This is a genomic window from Allocoleopsis sp. (assembly GCF_036703385.1).
Classification (GTDB): Bacteria; Cyanobacteriota; Cyanobacteriia; order Cyanobacteriales; family Coleofasciculaceae; genus Allocoleopsis.
The window spans coordinates 1-16,892 of record NZ_DATNPA010000012.1 but is presented as its reverse complement, the minus strand read 5'-3'; the positions used below and the strand labels follow the sequence as shown (position 1 = coordinate 16,892).

15 protein-coding genes are annotated in these 16,892 nt (G+C 47.4%); 5 read left to right on the top strand and 10 right to left on the bottom strand.

Translation table 11 applies throughout. From position 1 onward, the window contains the following. From V6C93_RS00515 to V6C93_RS00495, 5 genes are all read right to left on the bottom strand, one after another. Positions 1–551 (bottom strand): response regulator (locus tag V6C93_RS00515; protein WP_333474679.1); only part of this gene is annotated, 551 nt, incomplete at its 3' end. Positions 552–652: 101 nt separating this feature from the next. Next, positions 653–3,721: a response regulator gene (locus V6C93_RS00510; RefSeq protein WP_333474678.1), complete on the bottom strand. Its 3,069-nt coding sequence runs from the start codon at positions 3,719–3,721 to the stop codon at positions 653–655. A 436-nt stretch (positions 3,722–4,157) separates the two neighbouring features. Next, entirely contained in the window at positions 4,158–5,114 is a 957-nt protein-coding gene (locus V6C93_RS00505; RefSeq protein ID WP_333474677.1) for a glutathione S-transferase family protein, read from the bottom strand. Positions 5,115–5,450: 336 nt separating this feature from the next. Next, a complete protein-coding gene (gene gatC / locus V6C93_RS00500; RefSeq protein ID WP_349262576.1) occupies positions 5,451–5,744 on the bottom strand; it encodes an Asp-tRNA(Asn)/Glu-tRNA(Gln) amidotransferase subunit GatC in 294 nt (97 codons plus the stop codon). Positions 5,745–6,007: 263 nt separating this feature from the next. After that, positions 6,008–6,529: a photosystem I assembly protein Ycf3 gene (locus V6C93_RS00495; RefSeq protein ID WP_333474675.1), complete on the bottom strand. Its 522-nt coding sequence runs from the start codon at positions 6,527–6,529 to the stop codon at positions 6,008–6,010. A 217-nt stretch (positions 6,530–6,746) separates the two neighbouring features. Between V6C93_RS00495 and V6C93_RS00490 the strand changes: the two genes are divergently transcribed. Further along, positions 6,747–7,475, top strand: a complete 729-nt coding sequence (locus V6C93_RS00490) for a hypothetical protein (protein ID WP_333474674.1) — start codon at positions 6,747–6,749, stop codon at positions 7,473–7,475. A 129-nt stretch (positions 7,476–7,604) separates the two neighbouring features. Here the strand turns inward: V6C93_RS00490 and V6C93_RS00485 are convergent, their stop codons facing one another. Then, entirely contained in the window at positions 7,605–8,186 is a 582-nt protein-coding gene (locus V6C93_RS00485; protein ID WP_333474673.1) for a DUF29 domain-containing protein, read from the bottom strand. Between the two features lie 383 nt (positions 8,187–8,569). Here V6C93_RS00485 and V6C93_RS00480 point away from each other — a divergent pair, with 383 nt between their 5' ends. After that, a complete protein-coding gene (locus V6C93_RS00480; protein ID WP_333474672.1) occupies positions 8,570–8,803 on the top strand; it encodes a hypothetical protein in 234 nt (77 codons plus the stop codon). A gap of 19 nt (positions 8,804–8,822) precedes the next feature. Here the strand turns inward: V6C93_RS00480 and V6C93_RS00475 are convergent, their stop codons facing one another. After that, positions 8,823–11,468, bottom strand: coding sequence for a chloride channel protein (locus tag V6C93_RS00475; protein WP_333474671.1), 2,646 nt, complete (start codon positions 11,466–11,468; stop codon positions 8,823–8,825). A gap of 233 nt (positions 11,469–11,701) precedes the next feature. Between V6C93_RS00475 and trxA the strand changes: the two genes are divergently transcribed. Then, a complete protein-coding gene (gene trxA / locus V6C93_RS00470) occupies positions 11,702–12,022 on the top strand; it encodes a thioredoxin (protein WP_333474670.1) in 321 nt (106 codons plus the stop codon). A gap of 180 nt (positions 12,023–12,202) precedes the next feature. Here trxA and V6C93_RS00465 read toward each other — a convergent pair whose 3' ends face one another. Next, positions 12,203–13,513, bottom strand: coding sequence for a TldD/PmbA family protein (locus tag V6C93_RS00465; RefSeq protein WP_333474669.1), 1,311 nt, complete (start codon positions 13,511–13,513; stop codon positions 12,203–12,205). A gap of 118 nt (positions 13,514–13,631) precedes the next feature. Next, positions 13,632–14,495 carry a Tab2/Atab2 family RNA-binding protein gene (locus V6C93_RS00460; RefSeq protein ID WP_333474668.1) on the bottom strand — a complete coding sequence of 288 codons (864 nt, stop codon included), beginning with the start codon at positions 14,493–14,495 and terminating at the stop codon, positions 13,632–13,634. Between the two features lie 184 nt (positions 14,496–14,679). Here V6C93_RS00460 and V6C93_RS00455 point away from each other — a divergent pair, with 184 nt between their 5' ends. Next, on the top strand, positions 14,680–15,069 hold the full coding sequence (locus V6C93_RS00455) for a nuclear transport factor 2 family protein (protein WP_333474667.1): 390 nt from the start codon (positions 14,680–14,682) through the stop codon (positions 15,067–15,069). Positions 15,070–15,103: 34 nt separating this feature from the next. On the opposite strand, the gene V6C93_RS00450 is transcribed toward V6C93_RS00455, so the two are convergent. Beyond that, on the bottom strand, positions 15,104–15,445 hold the full coding sequence (locus V6C93_RS00450; RefSeq protein ID WP_333474666.1) for a hypothetical protein: 342 nt from the start codon (positions 15,443–15,445) through the stop codon (positions 15,104–15,106). 6 nt (positions 15,446–15,451) lie between these two features. On the opposite strand from V6C93_RS00450, the gene V6C93_RS00445 reads away from it, so the two are divergent. Continuing rightward, on the top strand, positions 15,452–16,645 hold the full coding sequence (locus V6C93_RS00445) for a formylglycine-generating enzyme family protein (protein ID WP_333474665.1): 1,194 nt from the start codon (positions 15,452–15,454) through the stop codon (positions 16,643–16,645). Positions 16,646–16,892: the final 247 nt, after the last annotated feature.

Genomic DNA, 16,892 nt, shown 5'->3' with positions numbered 1-16,892 from the left:
AGAATGGCATTGAGGGGAGTGCGGAGTTCATGACTCATATTAGCTAGGAACTCTGTTTTCGCTTTGGATGCAGCTTCAGCCGCTTTTTCAGCTTTCAATCGCTCTTGAATCTCCTGTTGCAGCTGTTGATTTTGCTCTTGTAGTTGATTAGAGAGCCTGCGAATCGTCAGTTGGTGTTCAACCCGTGCCAAAACTTCTGCCACTTGAAACGGCTTGGTGATATAGTCCACTCCACCAGCCGCAAAGGCTTTAACCTTGTCTAAGACTTCATCCAGGGCACTAATAAAAATGATCGGAATTTCGCTGGTTTTTGGGTCGGCTTTGAGTTGTTCACAGACTTCATAGCCATCCATTTCGGGCATTCTAATGTCGAGCAAAATTAGATCGGGTGGAGCCGATCTGGCGGCTCTGAGTGCCATTTGCCCCTTGACGACGCCCCGGACTTTATATCCTTTCTCCGACAGGGTTGCGGATAAAATTTGCAGATTTTCCGGTGTATCATCAACAATTAAAATGTTTCCTGGAGTTACCTCCGCCATATTGCTACTCATAGTGCTAATTGGATAGTAGTAAATAGAAATTGATGATTAAAATAAATCTGAAATATAAAAAGATTGACGAAAATAGATGTTCATCTATCATCTTTTATTCTTCATCCTGGGTCAGCCCCGATTTTCAAAATTCTAGCCTGTTCAATTAAATCGAGAATGCGATCGCAACGGAAATTATTGACCAAATCAGCGATCGCTTGGGCGAGTGGAAGATGGGGAGGCGGGATTTGCTCAATGAGCTGAAAAATCCGCTCATTCTCAATAGAGACAGCCGCCTGGTATAGCTCATTGACCCACTCACTGGGCATTACTTGGAATGATGAAGGCTGAAGGATATACTGCACAGCAGAACCCGAAGAGTCAGATGCATTCCCTGGTTCAACGTCCATGTTCTGCCTGCCACCCTCCGAGTTGGAAGAGGTGGGTTGTTCATAGATATAGCGCACCCCTAGATGTTGACCCATCTTTTCAAAGATAACCGACTCTCGAAAGGGCTTACGCACAAAGTCATCACAACCGGCTGACAAAACAATCGAACGCTCTTCCTCCAAAGCACTAGCCGTCAAGGCAATAATTGCCGTAGCCTGACCTTTCAAATCAGCTTTGATGCGTTTAGTCGCTTCATACCCATCCATGACTGGCATCCGCATATCCATCCAGATTAGGTGAGGTTCCCAGCTTGACCACACGTCGATCGCTTCTTGTCCATTCACGGCTTCCCGCACACCCAAGCCGACAGAGGCTAAAAGCTTAACGAGGAGGAGGCGACTTTCCATGCGATCGTCAACAACGAGGATGCGATAGTCCGGTTGTCCAGATTCTAAACCAATGACCTTAGGGCTTGTAGAAGTCGTCTCAATCTCAAGCTCTTGGGCTAGCTCAACCTCGATATTAAATGTAAAAATACTTCCCTTACCTAAGGTACTGCTAACCCTGATATCTCCCCCCATCAATTCCACAAATTGTCGTGTGATGGGAAGACCTAAACCCGTTCCTTCGAGAGATTTCCGACCAGTTTGTGTTTGCACAAAGGGTTCAAATAGGGAGTTCATCTCTTCTGGTGCAATCCCCGAACCTGTATCTTCCACCTCAAAATAAAGGGTTACAGGTTGAAGATTTGAAAACGGTTGAGAACCTTCAACCTGGTCTACGTCCCGCTGCGCTGTTTGCACTTCGTGCCGCTTCGCTAACATGCCCGTAGGGCTGTACAATCTTTCAACTGGCAAATCACGAGAACCTTCAACCTTCAACCTTTCCACTTGCAACTTCCTAGCTACTCGTAAAGTAACACCCCCCTCTGAGGTGAATTTGATCGCGTTGGTCAGAAGGTTAATCAAGGCTTGGCGCAACTTACTTTCGTCAGTTTTGATGTATTGCGGGAGAGTGGGAGCGCGGTCAAACACTAACTGTAAACCTTTGTTTTGGGCAGGTAACTGGAGCATGGCTTCCAGACTGTCCAGCAAATGGTACAGGTCAAAACTATTTTTATTGAGCGTAATCCGACCCACCTCAATTTTGGACATTTGCAGCACATTATTAATGAGTTCGAGTAAATGCTCACCAGAGCGCTGAATAATGCCTATATAGTCCTGTTGCTCCGAATTGAGGGATGAGTCACGGGTGAGCAATTGGGTAAAGCCGATGATGGCATTGAGGGGGGTACGCAGTTCGTGACTCATATTGGCGAGGAATCGGCTTTTTGCACGGTTTGCCGTTTCTGCGGCTTCTTTGGCCTGTTGTAATGCGGCTTGTGCTTGCTGGCGATCGCTGATATCTTGACTGACAGAAATTACATAGCGTTGTCCATCCAAGTCAATCATTTCTGCGGATAATAGTGCGGTTCTGACTTCGCCGGACTTGGTTCTGAAGTTGAATTCATAGTTGCGAATCATGCCTTCCTTTTGCAAGAGATGGAACAGTTGGGTACGGTCTTCCCAATTCACCCAAAGATTCAGCTCAACGGCAGTACGACCAATCACCTCTTCACGGGTGTAACCCGTAAACTGACAGAAGCTTTCGTTGACCTCGATATGGCAGCCATCACTCTGCCGAGTGATTGTGAAGGCACTCGGACAGGAACGAAACGCTTTGGCAAACTTTTCTTCAGACTGACGCAGCGCTACTTCTGCCTGTTTGCGAGCTTTTGCGGCGATTTGGCTAGCCAGAATTTCTTGTTTGAGTTGTCGGTTTTTTTGTTCTAATTCCTGAGTGCGATCGGCAACTTGTTTCTCGAGGGTTCGGTTATAGTCCGCTAATAATTTCTCTGTCCGTTTGCGTTCTGTGATATCTTGCAGGGCGTTGATACTATAAGCAATGTTACCTTCTGCATCATAGATAGGCGTTGACCACACTTCGATAGGAATTCTCTGGTCTCCTTGGTGGACTTCCAAATCGTCAGCAGTTACACTCTCCCCTTTGAGCGATCGCACAATGGGTAACCTTTCAGAAGGATACAATTGATTCGTGTCTGCAATATAAACTTGATAAGCCTCTGAGAGTCTCTCCATTGGCGCGTCTGGATCGACTCCTTTGCCAAAAATCTCCTTGGCTCTTTGATTCAAAAAGTAAAGTTTGCCATTAGCATCGAGTACTCCCACACCGACGGGAACCGCTTCTAAAAATTGAGCCAGTTTACGTTCGCTTTCCTGTACTGCCTCATCTGCCTGCTTGCGCAACTGATTGGCTACGGTATCACCGTGCTCTGTAAAAGTTTCCAGCAAGATTTTGAGGTCACTATTTTCCTGTTTCAGCGCTTCTAATTCATGGAAAAAGTGTTGATTTCCAGCTTTTAGTCGGCAAAGTTCAATCTGTTGATTAATACGGAAAATGAGTTCTTCTGGGGAGAGAGGTTGCGTGAGATAATCATTCACCCCACTTTTTAATCCACTCACCCAATCCTCAACTTGATTTCGTTCACTCAACCCTAAAATCGGGACTTCATCAGCCTGCCAAATTTTACGGATTTTTCGAGTTACTTTATTGCCAGCTCTATGGAGCAGAGCCAACAATATCAGGTCAGGTTTTAGACCCTTCTTTATCGCTTCTAACGCTTCTTCTCCATTCCTGGCTTGGGTAATGTCATAATTTGACTGGGATAAGTGGTTGACCAGTACCTGACGATTCTCTAGTTGATCGCCCACTATCAAGATTTGGCTATTCTTGCATTGCATATTCAAGATAGGTGCAAGTTATTCCGTTTTCGTACAGAAGGCAGAAGTATGAAGGCAGATGGCAAAAGGTTTTCACCCTTTTAAGCGTTTGATTGGAGAAGGATGTATGAGAGGATGTCTGAGAAGTGTCAACAGTTGCTTTGATTCCCCCCAGCCCCCTGCCCCCTAAGGAGTGTGTTCAAACCCTTTGATCCCCCCCAGCCCCCCTTAAAAAGGGGGGAGAATTGAATCCAAGTCCCCTTTTTTAAGGGGGATTTAGGGGGCTCTGACCGTTTAGGCGTTTTCATTATGACTTTTCAGATATCCTCTGAGTCAAGAGACAATCAGGGTTCTCTGTCCCCAAACTTTTTTCTGATAGAACATTCCTTTTCTCCACGTCCCGTGTCCCCCTGCCTGTCTCAACTACTATTTTTGAATGCAATTTCGCATTAGTTCCCTAATGCCGATTGTGAGGGGAATCGAAATCAAGGATTGGCCCCTTGGGAACGAGCCCATGAGGGTTTACATTAGGATGACTTTTGTAATAATGCAACTTGATATGTTCAAGATTACAGGTTTCCTTCACTCCTGGCTGCTGGTAGAGGTCTTTAAGATAATTCCAGAGATTGGGATATTCGTAGAGGTGGCGCAGGTTGCACTTGAAGTGAACGTAATAAACGGCGTCGAAGCGGAATAAGGTTGTAAACATACACCAATCCGCTTCAGTGATGCAGTTGCCACACAAATATCGCTGCTTTCCTAAAACTTCTTCCCAGTAATCGAGGGCATCAAACAGTTCGGTTACGGCGTCTTCGTATGCCTCTTGTTTCGTGGCAAATCCTGCCCGATAGACACCATTGTTGATGGGTTGGTAGATGGCATCAATGGTCTGATCAATTTTGTCCCGCAAGTCCTCCGGATAAAAGCTGGCTTCAGACTTGACAACGGCGTCAAATTCTGTATCAAGCATCCGAATGATCTCACGGGATTCGTTATTGATGATTTTGTTCGTTTCTTTATCCCAGAGAATTGGAACTGTTACTCGTCCTGTGTATTGAGGCTCAGCTTTGAGGTAAATCTCTCGAAGGTATTGGGTACCATTCACCGTATCAGGGATAGAGCCTGGGAAATCGGAGAACATCCAGCCCTCTTCACCCATGACCGGATCGACCACAGACAGACCGATCGCATCCTCTAAGCCCTTGAGCGATCGCATAATAGCGGTTCGATTCGCCCAAGGACAAGCCCAGGAAATATAGAGATGGTAGCGATCGGGTTCTGCCTTAAAACCACTGGAACCATCGGCGGTAATGCGATCGCGAAATGTGGTCGATGGGCGCAGGAAGCGTCCATTTGAGTCTTCTTGGTCGCGTTTGGATACCCACTTTCCCTCAACGAGCTGACCTAATGCCATGATGACCCCCTGTCATTCGATTTTGGATTTTGCCGTCCTCGGACTGCGTCCTGCGGGCGGGTTTTGGATTTCGGATTGTCCCCACCACTGTCAGTCCAGATCTTGAGACTTTTTTGGTTTTTGATCACAATGAAGGCTAAAGGGTGAAGTTTTTCCTCCTTCATTCGGTTGGAATTGACATTTTGCACCATTCTCAACCTTGCCTCATAACCCGCCAAGAGTTTAAGGGACTTCCAACTAAAAAATATCCAACTACCTCTTGTGGGGTGGGCATCCTGCACGCCCTATTCAATAGCGGTCTCTTATTAGCACTACAAAGTGTGACGCCCGCAAAAATTACTCTTCCGCTTGTAGGATTTGTGGCACTTTAAAAAAGTCGCCATCCTGATCAGGAGCTTCTCCAAGAAGCGCTTCCCGGTCAGAGTAGGGTCGCAATTCATCAGGTCGCGTCACGTTACTGACATCAATCGCCCTTGTAGTCGGCGGTACGTCTGTTGTGTCTAATTCGCTCAGTTGTTCAAAATATTCCAGAATGCTACTCAGTTGAGCTGTCATTTGCTCTTCTTCCTCCGCCGTCATCTCCAAACGGGCAAGGTTGGCAACTTTACGAACTTGTTCTCTGTCAATAATGGACATGGTTAGTGGTTATAGAGTTGAAGGTTATACCAGTTTCATTTAATGCTGCTACAGAGCGAGATCCCCCCTAGCCCCCCTTAAAAAGGGGGGAACAAATGGAGGATTTAAAGTCCCCCTTGTTAAGGGGGATACGAGGGGTATCTTCTAAGCGTTGCACTATTTTATGAAATTGGTATTACAGGTTGCAGGTTACAGGTTGCAGGTTGCAGGTTAAAGATTGCAGGTTACTAACTTGTCAACTTTCAACCTGCTAACTTCTAAAAGTAGACATCTAGTTCCGATCGCCCTGTGGTTTTCAGCCAGTTTTGCGCCTCAATGTAGTTGTTGGGAGCAAGGCGAATCGCTCGTTTCCAGTAGTCAGCCGCTTTGTCAAACAAAGCCTCAGCCGCATCTGAGTTTCCGGCTTCCTTGGCCTGTTCACCCTGGTAGTGGTAAATTACGGCAATATTGTTAAGGGCTTGAGGCAGACGCGGGTTGAGTTCGATCGCCTCATGATAGAGTTCCAACGCTTGCTGATGCTCACCGTTGCTGGCGTGAATCAGCCCCATGTTGTAAAGAATATAGCTCTTGTCGTAGGGGTCTTCCTCTAGCGTCAGAGCTTCTCTATAGTTTTCCAGGGCTTCGGCATATTCACCATCCGCTTGAGCTGACATGCCGTCACGGTAGTAGGCAAAGGCTTCTTTGGCTTGCTTGTTGGCTGGCATCAGCTTCAGGATTAGATCCGCCATCACCGTAAAGCTTTTGTCGATGAAGTTATCGTTACGTTGACTTCTGGGCATAGATACCTGTATGTTATTGCGCTCAGTTGACTAGAGTAGCTTGACTGCTGGGAGTTTTCCGATACTACTTGTAAATTTTACCGACGGTGGGGGTTTGGGAGAGGAGGTCACCGTCGATTGGAGCTTGTGTGCCATTATTCGACGCTACACAAGGCAGCCGCGAAACCATTTTTCCCTTGTTTAGGATGAATGGGTCGGTGATTATCCAAAAGGTAAGATGAAACCTTCTCTAACTTTATCTGTACTGGGAGCCAGTTTAGTCCTAAATACAATTACTGCCTGTACATCGGCTTCAAACAATGCTGTTGATTCAGGTGATGGGAGCGATCGCGCTAGCGTCCCCACTCAAAGCGAACCCTCAACCGCACAATCGCCTGCCGCGACGCCGAATAATCAGCCAGAGCAAACCCCTGAAACCACAAAGGATTCAGAAAAACCGACTACCAAAACTGACATGATTAGCGTTGAGGGGGAAAAGAGTGAGGTGACGCTGAAGCTTTACGATGAACTCAGCCAGGTTTTTACCACCTATTTTCCCAAAGATGATTTTGTTGCCGAATCCCGTGGTTCTGGGGCAGATACAGGAAGCATCTTTTATTACAACGTAGATGGAAATAAAAATAAAGATGTGTACGTTTCCATATCCTTTCCGACCTGGGCAAACAACGCAGAGCAGCTTGAACGATTGCTAACAGCCAAGGGTGGATTGGTTCAAAAAAATCAGTGGCAAATGGAGAGTCAGACGAAAGAGGTTCCGTATTCCTGGGCTAAGGAAAAAATCCTGTACAAGCAACCAGGAAGTTCTGAAAATATACTCGCTGAACTATACATTGGCGAAATGAACGGGAAGGTTTTCTACGTTATTACCCATTTCCCCGCCGAATATGGTGATGGGTTTGCGCCAAGAGCTGACTTCATTTTGAAGAATTTGGAAGTTAAAGGTTAATTGACGCTCACTGTTAATGTGACATTCATGTATTCCAATTGGTATGAGTGCCTATAAACCTCTCGTTTAGGGCGAAGCATTCGGATGATGCATGCTCGCGATCTGCTGTTGAGATCGCGTGAGGTTCGGCTACTGCCACTCTTCATCGGACTTGGTTTGTTCTCCTGGGAGAAATTCAAAACCCAGTAGTTCCTCCCCTGTGAAAGGAAGTTCTTGGGGAAAAATTTTATAACTTAAGGATGTCTCACGAACCGCTAAATCTAAAGCATCCTGATATGCAATCGTCATAGCCTCATGCAAATAGGGCTGCAAGGAAGGACTTCTGTCTAATAACCTTCGGATTCTGCGGCGTTGTTCTCGGATTGTGGCATACCAACTTCTTGAACGGTTGCTGGGCTGAAACTCCCACTTGAGCAAATGCCCCAACAAAACTCCTAAGCGGTTCTCAAGTTCTTGCCGCTCCTGTCTACCCAACGATTCAATCTCCTCAACTAGATTGGGAACATCTAGACAGCTCCACTCCCCTTCCTGGAGAAACTTGGCTTGCTGAATAGTCCAAGCCTGAAAATCTTCTTCGTAAACCGATGTCAACTTACCGGTTAAGCATGGATTGTTCATGGTGGCTCGGTTGCTCCATTTCGCCTGATATTCACAGCATGACAGCAGCGATCGCCAGCAGTAAACCTCTAGAGGTTGGTTTTTGGGAGCCATAAAGCTTTATCAAGGGAGGCGCTCGCTCTGTTGCTCTTACCAATTCACGATCAGTTTTGCTGGTGCTGTAGGCAATCGCTCCTGAACAGCTTGAAATTAAGTATTAATACTCAAAATTGTTAAATAACTTCATCAAATTTTGTCATAGTGGGGGTTTTTTCTGAAAATACCCTTTACAGAACTTTAGGTAACTTTATATGATTAATGGTGCAGTGAGTTTTCGTTAACTTTCTATAAGAGGTGTTTCAACGTTTTACGGATGTAGGCGTCGAGAGCAGATTCATCACCCAGGATTCAGTTGATTGAGCCGCTCCCCGAGAAACCACTGCTTCGTTGATTAAGGTCAAAGGCTGAACCGCCATTACCTAAAAGGGCAAGGGGTCATGAAGACGGAGTGGAAGAAGAGATGGGTAAAAGTTACGATTTGGCTAGCCATTGAAGTCATCTTGAACCTGCTTGGACTCGATAACCTTGCCGACTACAGCGAATTCATCTTCGAGCAAGAAACCGCGATCGCAACACACCAGCCTCAAATGATTGCTCTGGTTCCGCCTCACTACCCCAGCTTCTCCAACTTCCCCAGCTCAAGAGCAACCATCCAAAACTACTACCACTGAACGTAACTGGATATCAAACCTACTCAGGTGTACCGCGTACTAGAATCACGGTACTGTTCACCCCTCGTGCGATCGCTTCAGGAATATTCCCATGAACCACCTGCTGCAATAACCCTTCACGACTCGCTCCCAAGACAACGACATCGCACTGCTGTGTGTGAGCTAGTTGAATCACGGCATCCGAGACAGAATAAGAACGGACGGGAATGGTCATCACTTGGCAAGACAGTTTTTGACTGAGGAGAAAAGCGGCTTTTTCCAACCGAGTTGTGTCCGGTAGGAGTGTAGAGGGGGTAAAAACTTGAGCCACTCCGATCGTCGGTGCCGAACTATGGGAAGTTAGAGCGGGTAAGAGTTGTAGGGCACAGCTTGAGTTCGGCCCACCTGCGATCGGGACTAACCAACGAGTCCAGGCGATGGGTAGGGGACAAGAGGGGACAGCTGTCCCATCCTTTTGCACCTCTTCCCTGTGCCCCAATTTCACCAACACCAACTCACAGGGAGCTTGTCGAATCAGGGTATCCACAATACTACCAAAGATGCGATCGGGGGTCGTGGGTGGCTCAGCTTTCCAACCCATCAAGATTAGACTAATATGTCGCTCCTTAATCGTCTCTAGAATGGCTTGAGAGGTGTCATGGGATACCCGGATTTGAGTATGCACCGGAATTTCCCAGTCTCGCCCCAATTTTTCCGCCATCCGGAGCAAGCGGCGGCTTTTCGTGGTGCTTACTGTCGTTTGAGTGGGGTTGTGATGGCGGGGGATGGAGATAACCTGGAGACATTCGATCTCATAGTTGCGATCGCGCGCGATCGATGCCGCTAATTGCAACAGTACGGGTGCCGTTTGGGGATTCGCCAGGGTAACCAAGAGACGACCTTTTCCTACCGCTGGGGCGCGAGTTTGATACACGACATAAGACGGCTCAGGGCGTGGCCCTACTTGCTCTGTATCACCACTGAGCTTATCGGCTTCGGCGCGAATGATATCTGCACGAGTGATGATTCCCACCAGCTTGCGATCTTCTGTAACCGGCAACCGACTGAGTTGATAACGGTTCAGCAGAAACAGAACCTCGCTCAACGAGTAGAGTGGCTTAACGGTGATCGGTTGGGGCGTCATGATTTGGGCAAGAGGGGTATCCCCAGGCCGTTGATTTTGGGTAGCATTAGCAATGTCTGTTTGAGTAATGATACCTACCAATTCCCCGTCATCAACCACGGGAAAACCGCGATGATGGGAACGAGAGAACGCCTGAACGGCCTCATCTAAAGTCATCTGACTCGCCAGGGTTTCAACCCGACGCTGCATCAAGTCCGCTGCCGTCAACCCAGCCAAGGAACCCTGCTCAATTCCTTGTACAGGTAAGGTGTAGCCCCTCTTCTCCAAAAGGCGCTGATAGAGTGACCCTTTGGAGAGCTTATCGGCAATCAGGTAAGACACTCCAGAGGTAATCATTAAGGGCAGCACAAGATTGAAGTTCGCTGTCATCTCAAATACGATGACAATTGCTGTGATGGGTACCTTGGAGACAGCGCTAAAAAATGCCCCCATCCCTGCTAAGGCGTAGCTCGTCGGCGAACCGAATCCTAGCCAATTGAATTCCCCAAACCCGACCAAGTAGCCAAGGGCAGCACCTAAGACAAGGGAGGGGTGAAACAATCCCCCAGGTGCCCCAGAGCCATAAGACACTAAGGTGAGAACGAAGTAGGCGACAAAGGCAAAGCTGGTGAATTGCCAGCTGGCTGTACCGGTTAGCAGCAATTCCCGTAACCCATTGTTGTCCCGAAAAGCTGGGGGTAATAGGGCAACGACGCAGCCACATATCATCCCAGTTAAGCCGATTTTCATCGGCAAATTCAGGTTTAGGCGATTGTAGAGAGTCAGACTGGCGAGAATTCCTTGATTAAATAAAGCACCCAGCAACCCAGCCAAAACACCCAATAACAAATAGAAGGGAATTTCGGGTGCGGCGAAACTACTAGAGTGGCTGCTCAGTTGTAAATTCAGATCTAAGGTCCGTCCACCCAATAAGCGCGAGATGACAGCACCAATGAAGGAGGCAAGGATGGCAGTCCCCAGCGTCAAGTTAGACAGATCGCGCAGGAGTTCTTCGATCACAAACAGAATACCGGCAAGGGGCGCATTAAAACCAGCCGCTAACCCAGCACCGGCACCGGCGGCAATCATCTGGCGTCGGTGATCGGGAGAGGTGGGCACCCAATGGCTCAATTGAGCGGCTAAAGCTGCGCCGATATGTACGGTTGGCCCTTGTCGTCCTAATGTCAGTCCAGCAGACATGGCGAGAATGCTGGTTACCAACTTGACGAAAGCTACCCGTAAATTGAGGGGAATGGGAAACAGGGCAAGTGCTCCTTTAATTTGCGGAACACCACTCCCCGTTGCCTCTGGTTCTAAGCGCTCTATGATAAAACCGCAAAGAAGTCCTAAGGAGAGTCCGATCGCAGGTAAGACTAAACTAGCAGGTAGTAGGTTAGACGCATGAACACGCAAAGATCCAAACCAGCCAGCACCTTGTTTGAGTAAGACACCTGAAAGTCCAGATACGATTCCAATCAGACAGGCTTCTGCGATCGCCAGCCGTCGTCTGGGCAGTAACCACTGACGCAAGCGGCTGGGAAGAGATACAGGTGACGTTGTCATTTGTCAGTAAAAACGGACAACATATACTGAACAACGAAAATCGGTGATCAGCCTTACCCAAAGGGTAAGACTAGGAAAATAAAGCAGGTCATTTTTCACAAAACCTATCTAAATTAATAATTATTTTAAGTCGAAAATTAAGCCTGTTAAGGTCTATAATAGACGGATGTTACATCAAAATAACATATAATTTATAGTTGTTTTTTGATAATCCAAAACATTGAGGAATGTCCATGAGTAAAGTAGCCCAAATCCAGGACAGTGACTTTGATGAACTTTTAACCGACGAGGGGTTAGTTGTCATTGATTTTACGGCTCCCTGGTGTGGCCCCTGTCGCAAAATCGCACCTTTGATGGAACAACTGGCTGAGGAATACGAGGGTCGAGTCAAGGTTGCCAAGTTAGACATTGACAAAAACAAAATTAATGCTCAGAAATTTGGGATTAAAAGTATCCCAGCCGTCCTCATGTTTAAGGGAGGTGAGGTGGTAGAAAATCTGGTGGGGGTTGCTCCTTATGAAAAGTTTACGAGTGCTGTTAATCAGCACATTTAGGCTTTTACCTAAAATCTGTAGTTGGCACAGGATTAGGTTAAATATTAATGAGTTAGAAACTTGAAGAATTGAATCTTAGAGGATTAAAAGATTAAACAGTTTGAAGGGGTGAAGATTAGAACTTATAAATTGACTCATGTTTCCACTGGTCAATTTATTCGTTATTCCCCCAACAAACAACTAATTTCTTCCTGTAGTGGAGATTCCCTCAACGATGAGAGATGGGGTGTAACATGGGCCATTCCAGTCGGCATCATCACCTAATGCTACGAGTTGCTTGAGCACGGTGTAAACGTTACCCGCAATCATGGTGTCTTTGACGCGACCTGTAATCTGTCCCTTCTGCACTCGATAGCCTAATTCAACATTTACAGAAAACTCCCCACTAATACCAGCACCGCCTCCCAGCAATTGATCGACGACCAATCCATCATCCAGTTGTTTGATTAAGTCACACAGTGACCCTTTTCCAGGTTGAATCAGCAAGTTGACTAAACCTGGAGTAGGATAGCTACCCAGCCCAGGGCGAAAGCCGTTGCCAGTGGTGCCAGTCCCCAACAATCTCCCCGTTGTGCGATCGCAATAAAATTGCTGCAAGCGCCCTTCTCTAATCAACAGAAGAGGTTGACTTGGAGTCCCTTCATCATCAAAGGGGCAGCTATAAGGCCCAGTATCCGGTTGCTGAGAGAGTGTCAGGGGGTCTGACATTACCACGTCACCCAAGCGATCGCTCCAAGGCGAGGCTCCCTCTAGTACCTGTCGGCCATTCAGCGCCGTCTGAACCGTGTCCCAGAGCAAATCTGCCGCTTTCGCCGTCAACAAAATGGGCACACGACGACGTGGAGGGGAGACGTTTTCTTTAGCCCAGTTCAAGCGTTGTAAAATGCTTTGAACCACCTTATCCGGGTCAAGCGTTCCCCGCTCAGTCTGACCATCGGCAACATTCAAAAAGTCTTCGCCCCGTACCCATTCGGCGGCAAGGAAACAGCTGAGAGTAGTATCGGTGTAATAGCAATCGACGCCATTCGAGTTGAGCAAGCGCGTTGTTTCTTCCTCGCATTCCAACTCAGCAGTACATAGAACTTCTGGGTAGGCATCGCGAATTTGAGCGATCGCACCTTTACCCATTTCCACCAGTTCTTCTACGGGTACTGCTTCTCCCAAGTCAGGATAGTTCTCCGTCCGACCATCAGTCAGTTCTACGGGTTCCGGTTCATTCAGCTGCGTCATCGCGATCGCCCGATCCACTAAAGCTTGAGGTTCAACCGGGCCATAGGCAACAGCCAGTCCCGGACGCCCGTCACGCCATAGTCGTAGCGCTACGCCTTCGGCTTGGCTGCTTTCTAGCTGTTTGAGTCGATTGGCTTCAAAAAAGACGGGTCGAGAAAGCGATCTCGACTGATAAATTTCTGCATGTTGCGCCCCCCCTTGCAGGGCGAGTTCTAACAGCTGCTCGGTGTGCAGCGAAGAAGGCAAATCGTTAGAAGCCATAACTAAAAAGCTTTTTGTCAGTTGTCAGTTGGCAGGACAGGCATCCCACCTGTCAATAACAGTTGTCAGTTGGTAGGACAGGCGTCCCGTCTGTCAATGACCAATGACACACCCAGCGCTACTTCAACTCTTGCAACAGCCAAAATCCCGCAAAGGATTCTGCGGTTGGTGTTGACTGGATCGCCAGAAAATGCACCCCCTCAGCCTTTTGTTTGGCTGACTCGAACCCTTTGGCTTGGGCTAGGGTTTGCGAGTCTCTGAGTGTAGCCAGAATCCAGCTGTCACTGGCACCCGTTTCCAGTAACAATCTTGCTGCTTGAGCACTGTCAAATCTCACGAACGCCAGCTCTAAGCCCGACATCCACCCTGCCAGGGGCGTTGCTCTAGAAGAGAATATAATAATTCCGGGAATTTGAGTATCGGGGGCAAGCTCCATCATCGACAGAGGAAAGGCTTCACTAAAGCCGATCTCCCACTCATTCATTTCCTCAAACGCTGCGGCTTCCAACGTGGCAAACGCCCACTTGTCATATTGCAAGGCGTCTGGTAGACGTTGAGGAATCTGGGGTTGATATTGAACAAACGACGAAGCGGCGGCTGAAGGGTGATATCCAGTCTGCTTAGGATAAAAGTCTTGTATCCGTTGAAACAGCCATCGCTCTAAGGCATAGGTGCGACGACTCGCTTGCGCTAGGATACCGAGCTCCTCGCAGGCTTTGGTAATCATATTGCTCATCTGACGCCGAAAGAAGCGAACTTTTTGGGGAGTTTGTTTTCGTTGTGCGATCGCCTCTGCCAACGCCTCCCGCAGCCAAATGGAATTAACCTGTTGATTGGGACAAAATTGAGCGTATTGAAACAGCTCATCAACTGACTGGCGCGTATCCAAAGGACTCTCGCACACTAAGATTTCCCAAATCTTTTTCTGATTTTCGTCTAAAATCGGTCGCGAGTAAAAATCTAATTCCCAAACGATACTCATGCCAAAAAATCATTATCTGACCCCTTCCTTATCATACGGTTCAAGGGGACTTCGCTTGAGCAATGCGGTAATGGGGTTATTATTTTTATTTGCTACAGATGGTTTCCTAATAATTGATCATGGCTCATTGGTCAAGAGGTAATCAGTTAACCCGGCCCCATTTCCGTATTACGGTGTGTTTATTATGTCTGACGAGCGTACTGAGGTCTTAGCAGCAAACGAAGCGTTTTATCGCGCCTTCGAGAGAAAAGACATTGAAGCAATGAGTGCTGTTTGGTCACAAGGAACAGGCAGTCTCTGCATTCACCCCGGACGTAGTGTAATACGAGGCTGGAAGGATATTCACGCTTCGTGGGAACAAATATTTAAAAATACCAACTACCTAGAGATAGATACTGAAATTATTACGACAGAGCTTCGCGACACGATTGCCTACGTCATTCTTATTGAGAAAGTTCTCCAAGTCGTAGGAGGCAGGCGCATCAAAGCCGAGTCTATTGCAACAAATATTTTTGAGCGCATGGCATCTTCATGGTATATGGTTCATCACCACGGGAGTCCAATCATGCGGTGATTGGGAATCGGGAATGGGGAATGGGCCGCCCATTTTAAGTATTCATAGACAAATCCGGCGTTAGTTTAGATACTCCGATGCAATAGGATTCATCGGCTTGAGCAGAGGCTTCCCCCTCAGCCTCCTGAGTCATCGAACCAGTTGGTTCAAATTCAATTTCCTGCTCGATGAAAAAGAGTTCAAGGAGCATCCCGATGATGCTCTTAAAGACTTCATGTTCACGTCCCGGCATCAGAATTTCAATCGTGCCCTTATAGTAAAATAGCCGCACGCCCGGAGAGTTTTCAAAACCCTTTTGGATGAGCTTGAACTGCTCCCAGGTGCGATTATGGTGAATAATGCGTTGGTCGATCGCTTCATTGAGTAACTGCGTCATAAATACATGAGTCAAAACCAAGTACCCCATTCATCTTCACCAGAAGAAGGTGATGCTCATTCCCGTCAACCAAAAGCTGATGATGTGGTGATGGGGGGTGAACCATCTCAGCCAATCAGTGGTGTGGTATTAGGAGGACTCGAAGGGGCTAACAGGCGCTTAGCTTCAACAGCAATTGAACTACGGATTGCAGCTCTCTCGGAAGCCCTCCAGTATGGGGACGGGGGTTTAGATTTAGTAATGGCGGCCTTAGATGATGAATCAGTTCAAGTACAGTTTGCGGCTTATTCCTTGCTCAAAGATCGGCACGAGGCAAGAGTACAACAACGGCTAAGAAATTATTCACCGTGGTTTGAATTCGAGGTGGTGACGGTAAACGCAATAGGGCAAGAAATTAACCGTCAGCGAAGACAAGCCCAATATTTTACTGAAGACTTGGGTGATGGAGTCACTCTAGAGATGGTTTACATACCTGGTGGCAGGTTTATGATGGGTTCGCCAGAACAAGAAGGTCGCGACTCAGAAAAGCCTCAGCATGAAGTAACTGTTCAGCGTTTCTGCATGGGGAAATATCCAGTCACCCAGGTTCAGTGGAGAGCGATCGCATCCCGTGCAGATTTGAAAGTCGAACGCAACATTGAGCCTAATCCTGCTTATTTAAAAGACCACCAAGACAGCGATCGCCTTCCCGTAAAGCGAGTCTCTTGGTACGATGCAGTAGAATTTTGCCAAAGATTATCGAAACTGACAGAAGGGAAATACCGCCTACCCAGTGAAGCTGAATGGGAATATGCCTGTCGTGCCGGAACAACAACCCCATTTCATTTTGGTGAGACGATTACAGATCAGTTAGCTAATTATGATGCCCGCAGAACCTTTGCTGACGAGCCTCCAGGAAAATATCGAGGGGACATAATCCAGGTAGGTAGTTTTCCACCCAATGCCTTTGGCTTATACGATATGCACGGGAATGTGTGGGAGTGGTGTTGCGATCCTTGGCATAAGAACTACTCCGGAGCGCCCACCGATGGCAGTGTTTGGGAAGAAAACAATCATCAATATCAGATTTTTCGGGGCGGTTCCTGGATCATTTTTCCAAGTCTTTGTCGCTGTGCGTCTCGTGGCAGCGATATTCCTACCTACATCGACTCCAATCTTGGGTTTCGGGTCGTGAGTGAGTTGCCGAGGATTGTTCAGTAATTCTTTGCACTTTTCCCCTCAAGTTAATAGACCTGTTTTGAAAGTCTCCTTTCATCCTGGAGTGTGAGCGTACCGCTCATGAACGTCTCTTGCAAAAGTAAATTTTCGCCCCCCTAACCCCCCAATTCTGGGGGGAACATGAGTTCAAAGTCCCCCAATTTTGGGGGATTTAGAGGGCAAATTCCACAGGAGAGCGCTTAAGTCAGTGACATTCAACCTAACCCCCAGTTCCTCACTAAAGTCCTCA